This is a genomic window from Arthrobacter sp. G119Y2 (assembly GCF_038069765.1).
In the GTDB taxonomy this organism is placed as follows: domain Bacteria; phylum Actinomycetota; class Actinomycetes; order Actinomycetales; family Micrococcaceae; genus Arthrobacter_B.
Genome location: NZ_JBBPFS010000007.1, coordinates 92,825 through 105,426, shown reverse-complemented (window position 1 = coordinate 105,426; position 12,602 = coordinate 92,825). Strand labels below are relative to the sequence as shown.

Here is a 12,602-nt window from a genome sequence, read left to right as displayed (position 1 = left end):
GCGCGGCCTGATGCCCGAAAAGCTCTTTTCCCTAAGAAAACCTGTTCCCAGGACTACTACGGGGACATATTCTTGGCCGCAGACCGGCAACCCCGGATTGCCGGCATAACCAATGGAGGCCGCAATGTCTGTGCGCATCCTCAGAGCAGATGGACCTGCTGAAGAACTTGAGGACACCGAAGAGCTGAAGTTCTCATACCAAGTAACGCGGGGAGGGACCCTCGTCATTCTCGAAGCAGCGGACGAGGGACGGTGGCTGGTCCGAAAGGAAATCTCGGCCTCGCGCTGGAACGAGGTTTCCGGCCGGCGCTACATTGGCGAGACCGGCATCGTGGGCGGAGTTGAAGGCGGCAAGGCCGAGGGACGACCCAAGACTAAACTTCCTCCCCAGCGCGTTTAGCAGCGGTAATTCGCAGTGCTAATCCACAAAGTGGGTCTTCGGTTCCGCTCCGCTGACGGAAGCGACGACGGCGGCAGCCACATCCCGTAGCTTCATGTTCCTCGCGCTTGAGGCAGCTCTGAGAATGCCCACCGCGGCGTCTTGGCTGCACCTGTTCTGCGCCATGATGATGCCGGCGGCAAGGTCGATTGTGGTTCGGGACGTCATGGCAGCCTTGAGGTTGTCACGGCTCTCCGTCAGATGCGCTATGCGCACGGCAAGCCGGAGGGACTTTGAGGCGCCACGGGCAAATTCCTCGGCTTCGCGGACCATTTCGTCGGTGAAGGCGTTGGCTTCCCGCGCATACATGTTCAAGCCGCACTGCGCTTCTCCGTCGAGGGGGATTGGCACTCCCAGAACGGATTTCAGCCCAAATTCAGAAATCGCCTGGGTGTATTGGGGCCACCGGGGATTCCGGCTCATGTCCCGCACCAGCACTGTGTGGTTGGTGCGGGCGGCTTCCAGGCACGGGCCGTCGTCGTATTCGTACTGGACTTCGTCCATCTGCAGCGCTTCCGGGCTGCTGCTTGCCACGGTTCCCGCGCGGTTTGGCCGCAGCAGGGTCACCCCGCAGAACACTTCCTTCCCGGATGCGGAAAGGGTGTCGACGGTCAGCCGGGTCAGATCTTCGAGGAAGCTCTCGACGTCTTCGGTTTCCAGGACCATGTCCTGCAGCAGCCCGGAGTAGTCCCTCTCATTGTGCTCCTGCGTGCTTGGTTCCAACTCCGTCACGTCCGTCGAAGTGCTCTTGTAGTTCGTCATATCACCGATTTCCGTTGAGGGGTGGAACCGCAAAATGCCTGTTCTTTCCGATTAAAGCACCGTAGCGGGCTTCTGACTCGTGCAACCGGAGACCGGCCCCTGAATGTTGGGCACAGACAGCCGAAGGCAGACGCGGGGAACCGCGCCTGCCTTCGGAGGGTGCTGGTTATAGTCCACATAGTCCTGCGGTTGCGGTCTACCTCGGCTGCGAAGTCCGGGGAGACTTTCGGTTGCGGGACAAGAAGTAGCCGAGCGCCACCATGCCCAGGCCGAGCACCAGGTGCAGCCAGTTGTCGGCGTTGTTCAGCGGCAGGAAATTTGCGCTGGAGTCATGTCCGATAAACAGGCCATAGAGCCAAAGCAACAAATAAATGACGCCCCCAAAGATGAGGTAATTCCGTGCTCCGGAGACAGAACGGGCAAAAAGGAATCCGGAGATCCCAAAGAGCAGATGCACAATGTTATGAAGAATCGAGACCTGGAAAACACCCATCAGCAATGCTTCAGAGTGGTGTCCGGCAAAGGTCAGTTGATCATAATTGGTGGTAATGCCCGGGATAAATCCCAAAATCCCGACCAGCAGGAAAACTGCACCCACGACCATGGACGCGGTCTGCACCCTGGTGCGCCCGGTACTTACTCCGGTACGGTCCGATGTTGCCATTAAGCTTCTCCTATCTGCCGTTATCAACGAGGCGGGGCCTAACCCCTCTCCGAGTGGGGCCGCAGCCTGCTGCAGCCTGGGTTCTTAGGCTTTCGCCTACCATCACCCAATATACTAAGCATGCTTACTAGCATGTCGGAAAAGCTCGGCGTGTCAACACGTTGTCGAGAATCCGCTGCGCCCCTCGGAATACGGGTGCAGAACGGAGTGCGGGCGGCCAAGGGCGGGCGGCCAAGGGGGGCGGGCGGCCAGGGGGGCCGAGCAAGGGGCGGGCGGCCAAAGGGGGGCAGCCAAGGGGGGCCGGGCACCGAACAGTCAGGCACCCCAGAAATGCTTTACCGCGTCAGCCACCGCCTTTCCCTGTTCCAAGCCCGCGGCGGCCGAAGGGCGTCTCGTTGATTCGAGCAGCATGTTCGTTCCGAAGGCAGCCAGGCTTGCTTCATTGGCCTCTATCAGGAAGGTGCCGGCCCGGCCCGACAGATGCTCCATGCTCTGGGGCAGTGTGGGGCCAAAGGGACTCTCAGGAGCTTCCGGCCCACAGGAGAGGACCAAACCCTTGTCACACCCGGTTGCCACATCTGCATTAACAGCTGACCGCATCCCGCCATCCATATACGGGTGGCCGTTGATGGACACGGGCGGCCACGCTCCGGGAACGGTGCAGCTGGCGGCCACCGCGAGGGCCAGTTCAACACCGGACGATGCATCGAAAACTGTGAAGGCGCCGTCGTCGGCATTTACCGCCGTCACCTTCAGCAGCTTGGGCGGCCAGGTCGGTTGCGGCAGAAGCGACCGGATGGTGCGTACCCAGGCATCCTCTGAAAGCCCCTTGGCGGCTGCCCGCGCCAGGGCACCCAGCCGCGCCCGAGCTTCCTGCTCGCCTCCCGGGCCGCGCGCGGCGTCGGCCATCATGTTCAGAAACCCGTCGGTGCTGAAGTGCGCCAGCTCCCCCTGCTCCATAGCCGTTTCCGCCGAATCGTCCTCCCGGAGCTGCGCCGCCAGCACCTGACGCACCACTCCGAACCGCAGGGCAGCGCCGACAACGGAGCCTGCGGATGTGCCCACCACCAAGTCAGCGTCGTTCAGTTCGATGCCGTGCTCCAGCAGGGCAGCCAGAACACCCATCTCCCAGGCAATTCCCGCCACTCCCCCGCCACCAAGAACCACCGCGCGCGTCTCATGCTTATTAGTCATGCGGGCAGTCTAGACGTGCACCCCGTGATGCTCGCCACAACTTTTCCGTGTCACGGTGCCGGGGTATTCAATGGAGACATGGCATTGCGTGTATTGATGGTTGGCCGGAAACACGAAGACTGGGTTGTGGACGGTATCCGCCGCTACGAAAAAAGGCTGAAGAAGCCTTTTGACCTCACCTGGGTCTCCATTCCCCATTCTGCGCGCGAGGGCGACGCCGCACGCAAGGAGGAATCGGAGCGCCTGTTGTCCAAGCTTGGCAACGACTACGTCATCCTGCTCGATGAGCGGGGCAAGGCCATCACCTCTCCGGCTCTGGCGAAGACGCTGCAGAAGCCCCTCGACAATTCCCGCAATGTCACGCTGATTATCGGTGGAGCGTACGGAGTGGATGAAAGCGTTCATGCCCGCGCGGATTTCATCTGGTCCCTGTCACCTCTGGTTTTCCCGCATCAGCTCGTTCGCCTCATCCTCGCCGAGCAGGTGTACCGCGCGCAGGAGATCGCCGGCGGCCGTCCGTACCACCACGAATAGCTGATGGTTTCCCTCCAGGGCCCTGCATACCCCTCCCGGTACAGTGGAATCGCCCCCAAACACCACCGCGCGGCGAAGTTCCGCCGTCGCTCTTCGCCCTGCGCGCCCCGCGCTCTGAAAGGTTCTCCATGCGTTCGCTTGTTCTTCGTTCCCTGACGTCCGCCGGAGCAGCAGCCGTTCTCATGGCTGTCGGCATGGGTGCTGCCTCTGCACATGTGCATGTTCACCCGGATTCCACGGAGGCAGGAGAGTCAACGCTCCTCACCTTTGAGACCTCCCACGGCTGCTCGGGTTCGCCGACGACGGCGGTCACGGTCACTCTGCCGGAACAGATCACCGATGCCACTCCCACCGCCCACCCCGGCTGGACGATCAGCAAAGTTACCGAGGAATTCGCAGAACCGCGGGTGCTGGAGAACGGAACGAGCATTGCGTCGCGGACGAGCCAGGTGGTTTTTACGGCTGTTGAACCGCTGCCCGACGGCGTCCGGGACACCTTCCAGCTCAGCGTGCGGCTCCCCGATGCAGCAGGAGAGACTTTGGCATTCCCCGTTCTCCAGTCCTGTTCCGAGGGTGAAACCGACTGGGCACAGCTCCCGGCGGAGGGCCAGCCGGATGCCGATCTTGAGTCTCCGGCCCCGGCGTTCACCGTCTCGGAAGGTTCCGGAGACTCGGATGCTTCCCATGACGGAGAGTCCCACGACGATGCGGGAGATAGGGAAGACGGCACCGGGGACAGGGAAGACGGCCAGGACCGCAATGATGCCGTGGACGAGGATGACATTGAGGCCGCCGCAGTTGCCGGTTACGCGGGTCTGGGTGCCGGCGTCCTCGGACTGGTCCTGGGAGCCACAGCACTGTACCGGACGCGGAAACCGTAACGGTTGCGGCGTCATTTACGGTGCCTCCGGCGCTTCGTAATTGACGCTCCCCCTCCCTGAGGACAGGGTAAGGCTATGAATATGCGGTTGTGGAAGTCTTCGTCAGTATCAGCTGTGGCCATTGGTGCCGTTTTAGCTCTCGCCGGTTGCGGATCGGGCGGAGGGGAGGCAGCGTCGTCCGAGTCGCCGTCGTCGTCGTCGTCGTCGTCGTCCAGCGTCTCTCCGAGTGCGAGCGCACCGGCCAGCCCCGCAGCTTCTGATCCCGGGACGGCGGTGCCGACGCAGACTGCCGCAGCTCCGGTTCCACCAGCCGGGGCCGCTTCCTGTTCAGCCGCCGATCTCGCGGGGTCGGTAGAGGAGAACATTGGCGGCGGTGCTGCCGGCAGCGTCTATCGGACTCTGGTCCTCACCAACGTTTCAGCGGCGCCCTGCGCCGCAGCACAGGGCTATCCGGGCGTTTCCTATATCAATGCCGCCGGCCAGCCGCTGGGAGCAGCCGCTGTCCGCTCAGGCGGACCGGTCACCGGGGAACCGCTTCTTCTGGAACCGAACCAATCCGTGGTTTCTGAGCTGAAGGAAACCCGCGCGGAAAACTACGGCGAAGATTGTGTTTCCGAACAGGCAACCCAGCTGGTCGTGTATCCGCCGGACGACCTTGAGTCGCTGAACATCGACCACCAGATTCTTGCCTGCGCCAACCCGAACGTTGAGCTGCTCAGCGTCGGCCCCGTCCAGAAGCGGTAGGTTCTGCGGGCGAGGCATTCGCGGTACTCCTCCACAGGATCCTTTGTCTCGGCTGCCCCAAGGAATTGTCCACATAGAAAAGTTCTTCCAGCCATGGTCGCCTGTTTCCTGAAGAATTGATTCATGCAGACAGCGGCTGAAATGAAGGATCCCGACTTTTCGGGAGTGCTTACCTTCCTGGCGTCCGTGGGAGAAGCGTCCGAGAGAGTCCAGCACCTGAGCCGTCACGCCGTGCAAGCCAGCGCAATGATGGCCCCGGGAGAAGCAGCGGTCCTCGCGGCGGACATCGAAGCCATTTCACGGCGGGTGGAATACCTCCAGGTAGTCTGCGCAGGGGCCCTGGAGAGACACCGGGTTATCGACAGCTTCGGCGCGGTAGGTTCAGGAGGAGAAGCCCTCGGTGCAGAAGGTTCGGATGCGGTAGTTACCGGTGTGGCCAGTTCCTGTTCGGACTGTCTCCCCGCGGAGGCTTCGGGTGCAGAGCGTCCAGGTACAGGAGTTGCCGGTGTGGCCAGTTCCGGTTCGGACAGCCAAGCGTCGTCTGCACACTCTGCCGATCTATCCGGATGGAACAATACGTGGGGACAATCAGAGCCGTCCTGCGAGCTTGGGAATAGTGAAAAAGTCCGTGCTGAATTCCGGAGCACGGCAGATTACATGCGCTGCCGTCTCCGGATCAGCCGCGCCGAAGCGCAGCGGCGTCTTCGGCTGGCCGCATACCTGGTGCCCTCCAGCAGCACCAGCGGACAGATTCTCCCGCCCGATCTGCCGGTCCTCGCGGACGCTTCCGCAAGCGGACTGGTGTCCTCCGCAGCAGCAGCTATTGTCGCCAATGCCGTTGATGAAATCCGGCACCGTACAGATGCCGCGACGGGTTCAACCGTTGAGGCTGATCTCGCTTCCCTTGCTGTCCGTCAGGACACGGACTTCCTCGTCAGAGCAGCCCGCCGATGGGTGCTGCTGGTTGACCAGGACGGAGCGGAGCCAACGGTTGAGGAGCTGCGCCGCTTTCAGGGAGTGTTTCCCGGCCGAAAAAAGAACGGCCTCAATCATCTGAGCATCTATTGCACCGATGACCAGCACGAGACACTGCTGACGGTGATGAACGCAGCTGCAGGGCCTCGGATACAGCAAGCGCCCGCACCGGGGCGGGACGGCGAGGGACCGGCCCACAGCGGCGAAGGCGGCGATGTCATGGCTGCTGAAGGAAGGGTCACCAACAGTCCGGCTGGTGTCGAGGGCAGAGACGGCACACCAGCTAATCCCGACACCTTCTCCCGTTCAGATGTCCGCACGCGGCCCCAGCGACTGCTCGGCGGACTCGTTGATGCAGCGAAAACCGCCCTCGCGACAGGCGGCGTCCCTGCTTCAGGCGGTCTCCGTCCGCAGGTGCTGGTGACGATCGATTCGGCATCTCTGCTGCAGTCCTTCGATTACGGCTCCCTCCTCAAGCCGATGGACGGCCCGGAGCCGCAGCCGAAGGCCCCTGCAGGACCGGAAAACACACCGGTATCCGGATCCGCAGCGGGATACGGACAGACAGCAGGGCCCGGGCACACAGCGGGATACGGGCACACAGCAGGGCCCGGACAGCCAGCAGGGCCCGGGCACACAGCAGGCTACGGACAGCCAGCAGAGCATGGAAACGCAGTCAGACCCGGAACCTTTGCCTTCTCCGGTCCTGTTAGCGCGGCAACAGTTCGCAGGCTCGCCTGTGACGCCGAGCTGTTGCCCGTCGTACTCTCCGGTGAGGGCAGAATTCTGGACATAGGCCGTGCCCAACGAATATTCCCGCCGCATCTTCGCAAAGCCCTCCATGCCCGAGACGGCGGCTGTGCTTTTCCCGGGTGCACGATTCCAGGACCTTGGACTGAAGCCCACCACATTCGGCACTGGAACCACGGCGGACCGACCTCTACGGACAACGGAGTACTGCTCTGTTCGCATCACCACCACGAAGTACATAAGGAAAACTGGCACATCGATGTGAGGTCAGGCGTGCCGTGGTTTGTTCCGCCGGCATATGTGGATCCCGATCGAAATCCGCTACGGAACACCTTCTTCCGTGCCGGGCTGAGCTCTGGATACTCCGGTCAGGCATCCGCAACGATCCGGGTGTCGTGAACGGATCTGCAGTCCCGGATTCGGCCTCCAGCCAAACCGCCCCTTCAAGGGTCAAAAGTGTCAGGGCAGTGCGGAAGAATAGGTCGCATGACATCGGGAGCTTCGGTGCTGCAGAAGTTCACCCCCGCCACCAGAGAGTGGTTCGAGGGTGCCTTTGATGTGCCAACACCTGCTCAAACCGGAGCATGGGAAGCCATCTCTGAAGGATCGAATGCGCTGGTGGTTGCACCCACCGGTTCCGGTAAAACGCTCGCGGCCTTCCTGTGGGCGCTGGACAGTTTTATTGCCTCAGCCGCCGGCACTACCGCGGCCATAACTTCTGAAACAGATGCAGCTTTCGAAACGGCTCCAGCGTCGGAATCTGCATCAGCTCCGGCATCCCAAGCGACTCCGGCTGTCTCCAATGACGCGTCTTCCACGATCAATCCCGGCAAAACTGCCAAGACCGCCGGCCGTAAACGAAACACGGAACCGAAACGCAAAACCAAGGTTCTGTACATTTCACCGCTGAAGGCACTCGGCGTCGATGTCGAACGGAACCTGCGTTCTCCCCTCATCGGGATCACCCAAACGGCAAAACGCCTGGGCCTGTCGACACCGGCCATCACAGTTGGGGTCCGCTCCGGAGATACACCTCAAAATGAACGCCGGGCACTGCTGACCCGGCCCCCGGACATCCTGATCACCACACCCGAGTCACTGTTCCTCATGCTGACATCACGGGCACGGGAAACTCTCGCGGAAGTGGAAACGGTCATCGTCGATGAGGTGCACGCCGTTGCAGGAACCAAAAGAGGCGCACACCTCGCCGTAACCCTTGCCCGACTGGACGCAATGCTGGACAAACCCGTCCAGCGCATTGGCCTGTCTGCAACGGTGGAACCGCATGAAACGGTTGCCCGGTTCCTCGGCGGAAATGCTCCGGTCACGATCGTCGCGCCGTCTTCCACTAAATCTTGGAACCTTACCGTGACGGTTCCGGTGGAGGACATGTCGGACTTGGGCGGCACACCTCCTGCTGAAGACACGGTGGAAGGCGGATACGCCCCTCAGGCGAGCATCTGGCCGCACGTCGAGGAAAAGATCGTCGACCTCATCGAGGCCAACCGCTCCACCATAGTGTTTGCCAATTCCCGACGGTTGGCGGAACGGCTGACTGCCAGGCTAAATGAAATTCATGCCTACCGGAAAGAGGCGGCGATAGCGTCGGAAGCAGCTGCCGCTGCTGCCACGGGAACCGACGACTCCGCAGGGGCACCATTCGCGGATGGCACCACCGTCAGCACCGGTATGCGCGACTCCAGCGACACCGGTACCGATACCGATACCGGCAATCGAACCAGCAGCAGCACGGCTAATGGGGCCCCAATTGCAGGGATACCGACCGCCCGACCTCCCGCGCAACTGATGGCACAAGCCGGAGTTTCCATCCGGTACCGAGATACGGAACCTTCACCAGCAGACAGCGAGACTTTGCTGGCCCGCGCCCACCACGGGTCCGTGTCCAAAGACCAGCGCGCACTGATCGAGGACGACCTCAAATCCGGACGCCTGCGCTGCGTGGTGGCTACCAGCTCCCTCGAACTCGGTATCGACATGGGCGCCGTGGATCTGGTGATCCAGGTCGAATCCCCGCCGTCAGTGGCCAGCGGCCTGCAGCGTGTCGGACGTGCCGGGCACCAAGTGGGAGAGACCTCGCAGGGCGTCATGTTCCCGAAGCACCGCGGAGACCTGCTCAATTCCACCGTCGTTGCCGAGCGCATGCTTGCCGGACAAATCGAACCCCTTTTCATACCCGCCAATCCGCTGGACATCCTGGCCCAGCAGACAGTTGCGGCAGCAGCACTGGGTTCGATCGACGTGGAGGAATGGTTCGACGTCGTCCGCCGCTCCGCACCATTTGCGGGACTGCCGCGTTCGGCCTTCGACGCCACCTTGGATCTGCTGGCAGGCCGCTACCCTTCCGACGAGTTTGCGGAACTTCGCCCGCGGATCGTCTGGGATCGGACCGACGGCACCATTACCGGACGCCCCGGTGCGCAGCGCCTTGCAGTGACTTCCGGAGGAACCATCCCGGACCGCGGGCTCTTTGGCGTTTACCTCGTGGGTGATTCCGAAGGCAAAAACAGCAGGCGTGTCGGTGAACTCGACGAGGAAATGGTTTACGAGTCCCGGGTAGGCGATGTATTCGCCCTGGGCGCCACCAGTTGGCGCATTGAGGACATTACCCATGACCGGGTGCTGGTCTCCCCCGCCTTTGGACAGCCCGGGAAACTGCCTTTCTGGCGCGGAGACTCGCTGGGCCGGCCGGTGGAACTGGGCCGTGCGCTCGGGGCTTTCGTCCGGGAAATGTCCGGAAGCGATGATGCGAAAGCCCGGGAACGCCTGGCCGCCGTCGGGCTCGATGAGTGGGCGGCAGACAACCTCATCACGTATCTGCGTGATCAGCAGCAGGCAACGGACGTGGTGCCGAACGACCGCTCGCTGGTGGTTGAGCGTTTCCATGATGAGCTCGGAGACTGGCGGGTTGTCCTGCACAGCCCGTACGGAATGCCGGTTCATGCTCCCTGGGCTCTGGCAGTCGGAGCCCGCCTGCATCAGCGTTACGGACTGGACGGCTCGGCCATGGCGTCCGACGACGGCATCGTACTGCGGGTGCCGCTCATGGAAGACGAACCGCCGGGTGCCGAACTGTTCATCTTTGAAGCAGACGAGCTCGAATCCATTGTCACGGCAGAGGTGGGCGGATCCGCCCTGTTCGCTTCCCGGTTCCGGGAATGCGCAGCCCGGGCCTTGCTCCTGCCAAGGCAAAATCCCGGAAAGCGCAGCCCGCTGTGGCAGCAGCGGCAGAGATCAGCGCAGTTGCTGGACGTGGCCAAAAAGTACCCCACTTTCCCGATCGTGCTCGAGACCGTGCGTGAATGCCTGCAGGATGTCTACGACCTTCCGGCGCTGAAGGACATCGCCGCCGGTATAGAGCGCCGCGAAATTCGGCTCGTGGAGACCACCACGCCTTCGCCGTCGCCGTTCGCGCGGTCCCTCCTCTTTGGATACGTCGGCGCGTTCCTGTACGAGGGTGATTCGCCGCTGGCCGAACGCCGTGCAGCAGCACTCTCGCTGGATCCGACACTGCTCAATGAGCTGCTCGGCAGAGCAGAACTGCGCGAACTTCTCGACGCACGCATCATCACGCAGATTGAACGCGAGCTGCAGCGGCTGGCTGCGGACCGCCGCGTCCGGGGCGTCGAGGGCGCGGCGGACCTGCTCCGGCTGCTGGGACCGCTTACGGTGTCCGAAACCGCGGTTCGCCTGCAGCCGGCCGACAGCAACACGGCTGAGACCGGCAATGGCATTGAGACCGACGACGGCGCCGGACCGGCCGCATCTTCAGAGCACGCCACCCCGGAGTACGCCGCCGAACTCCTCGAAGACCTCGTCCGCAGCAACCGTGCTTTGAAGGTGGGCGTCGCCGGACTTTCCCGCTATGCGGCGATTGAAGATGCTGCCCGTCTGCGCGATGCCCTGGGTGTTCCGCTCCCGATGGGGGTTCCGCTGGCCTTTATTGAGCCGGTGGCTGACCCGCTGGGCGACCTGGTTAGCCGGTATGCCCGAACCCACGGCCCGTTCACGGCAGCAGAAGCTGCTGCACGGCTGGGACTGGGTGTCGCCGTCGTCACCGGCACCCTGCAGCGGCTCGCCGGTGAAGGCCGGGTGGTTGAAGGTGAGTTCCGCCCCGCAGAGACCACCATTCTGGATGCCTCAGCCGGAGTCGACACCACACCAGGCGCCGTTATCACCGTTCCGGGAACGCCGGGAGGAACTGAATGGTGCGACGCCGATGTCCTGCGCCGCCTGCGCCGACGTTCGCTTGCGGCGCTGCGGTCGGAGGTGGAGCCGGTCGATCCGGCCACCTTCGCCCGGTTCCTGCCCGTCTGGCAGAATGTCGGATCCTCGCTGCGCGGACTCGACGGCGTGGTTACCGTCATCGACCAGCTTTCCGGAGTTCCTATTCCGGCGTCGGCCTGGGAACCGCTTATTCTGGCCTCCCGGGTGCGCAACTATGCACCGTCAATGCTGGATGAGCTGACGGCCACGGGAGAGGTCCTCTGGTCAGGAACCGGTTCCCTGCCCGGCAATGACGGCTGGATTGCCCTGCATCTCGCGGAGAACGCGCCTCTGACGCTAAACCCGGCTGATGATTTTGATCCCTCCGAGCTGCAGCTGCAGCTGATGAACCTCCTGTCCGGAGGAGGAGCCTACTTCTTCCGCCAGCTGGTTGATGCGCTGGCCGCGCAGGGCGCTGAAACGTCCGATGCCAATGTCATCAGTGCCCTCTGGGATTTGGTCTGGTCCGGCCGGATCAGCAACGACACCTTCACACCCGTCCGGTCCCTGCTGTCCGGCGGGAAAACAGCACACAAACAACGCGCTGCAACTCCCCGTGCCCGTACCGCCCGGCTTGGCAGGCTCGGCCGTGCTCCCGGCGCATCCCTCACCGGAAGTTCCATGCGTCTCGCCGCGGGAAACCAGCAAGCCGCTCTGCGCAACGCACCGCAGCTCGTCGCCGGACGCTGGAGCATGCTTCCTGCGGTTGAAACCGACACCACCGTCCACGCACACGCAACGGCAGAGCTGCTCATGGACCGATACGGAATCCTGACCCGCGGCTCTGTTGCCAGCGAAGGGACTCCCGGCGGGTTTGGCCTGCTGTACCGGGTGCTTGCACGGCTCGAAGAGATGGGGCGCTGCCGCCGCGGTTACTTCATTGAACAGCTCGGTGCGGCACAGTTCGCCGTACCCGCAACCGTTGACCGGCTGCGGTCCTTCTCCGAGGACGCACAACTTCGGAAGCCGGAGCCCGCAGCAGTGGCGCTGGCTGCCACCGACCCGGCAAATCCGTACGGTGCGGCGCTGCCGTGGCCGGCGCTCGACGGCGGACACCGCCCCGGACGAAAGGCCGGTGCGCTGGTGGTCCTGGTGGACGGAAACCTGGCGCTTTATGCCGAACGCGGCGGCAAGACTCTGCTCTCTTTCACCGAAGATCCGGCAGTGCTTGAACTCTCCGCCGAAGCACTGGTCGGGATCATCCGGCGCGGTGCCGCGGAAAAGATGGCCATCGAGAAGGTCAACGGGCAGGACATCCTGGATACGGACGCCGCCAAGGCGCTGACTCACGCCGGTTTCTACACCACTCCAAAGGGGCTGCGGTACCGTGTCTGACCCGGTCTGGCTGCACCCCACCGTTCCACACCCGGGAGGT

General features: G+C 63.0%; 9 protein-coding genes. 6 read left to right on the top strand and 3 right to left on the bottom strand.

Annotated elements, in window-relative coordinates:
- Positions 1-124 precede the first annotated feature (124 nt).
- A complete protein-coding gene (locus WKB88_RS15295; RefSeq protein ID WP_341395411.1) occupies positions 125-400 on the top strand; it encodes a hypothetical protein in 276 nt (91 codons plus the stop codon).
- A gap of 18 nt (positions 401-418) precedes the next feature.
- Here WKB88_RS15295 and WKB88_RS15290 read toward each other — a convergent pair whose 3' ends face one another.
- From WKB88_RS15290 to WKB88_RS15280, 3 genes are all read right to left on the bottom strand, one after another.
- Positions 419-1,201, bottom strand: a complete 783-nt coding sequence (locus tag WKB88_RS15290; RefSeq protein WP_341395410.1) for a GAF and ANTAR domain-containing protein — start codon at positions 1,199-1,201, stop codon at positions 419-421.
- A 196-nt stretch (positions 1,202-1,397) separates the two neighbouring features.
- A complete protein-coding gene (locus WKB88_RS15285; RefSeq protein WP_341395409.1) occupies positions 1,398-1,865 on the bottom strand; it encodes a DUF4383 domain-containing protein in 468 nt (155 codons plus the stop codon).
- 315 nt (positions 1,866-2,180) lie between these two features.
- Entirely contained in the window at positions 2,181-3,059 is an 879-nt protein-coding gene (locus tag WKB88_RS15280; protein ID WP_341395408.1) for a patatin-like phospholipase family protein, read from the bottom strand.
- Positions 3,060-3,137: 78 nt separating this feature from the next.
- Between WKB88_RS15280 and WKB88_RS15275 the strand changes: the two genes are divergently transcribed.
- The 5 genes from WKB88_RS15275 (at position 3,138) to WKB88_RS15250 (ending at position 12,562) form a co-directional block, all read left to right on the top strand.
- Complete coding sequence (locus WKB88_RS15275) at positions 3,138-3,593, top strand: 23S rRNA (pseudouridine(1915)-N(3))-methyltransferase RlmH (RefSeq protein ID WP_341395407.1); 456 nt, start codon at positions 3,138-3,140, stop codon at positions 3,591-3,593.
- Positions 3,594-3,721: 128 nt separating this feature from the next.
- A complete protein-coding gene (locus WKB88_RS15270) occupies positions 3,722-4,474 on the top strand; it encodes a YcnI family copper-binding membrane protein (protein WP_341395406.1) in 753 nt (250 codons plus the stop codon).
- A gap of 81 nt (positions 4,475-4,555) precedes the next feature.
- The gene (locus WKB88_RS15265; RefSeq protein ID WP_341395405.1) at positions 4,556-5,218 is read left to right on the top strand and encodes a DUF4232 domain-containing protein; all 663 of its coding nucleotides are present in this window, start codon (positions 4,556-4,558) and stop codon (positions 5,216-5,218) included.
- Between the two features lie 123 nt (positions 5,219-5,341).
- Complete coding sequence (locus WKB88_RS18255) at positions 5,342-7,342, top strand: DUF222 domain-containing protein (RefSeq protein ID WP_445818938.1); 2,001 nt, start codon at positions 5,342-5,344, stop codon at positions 7,340-7,342.
- An 87-nt stretch (positions 7,343-7,429) separates the two neighbouring features.
- The gene (locus tag WKB88_RS15250; RefSeq protein WP_341395404.1) at positions 7,430-12,562 is read left to right on the top strand and encodes a DNA glycosylase AlkZ-like family protein; all 5,133 of its coding nucleotides are present in this window, start codon (positions 7,430-7,432) and stop codon (positions 12,560-12,562) included.
- Positions 12,563-12,602 lie beyond the last annotated feature (40 nt).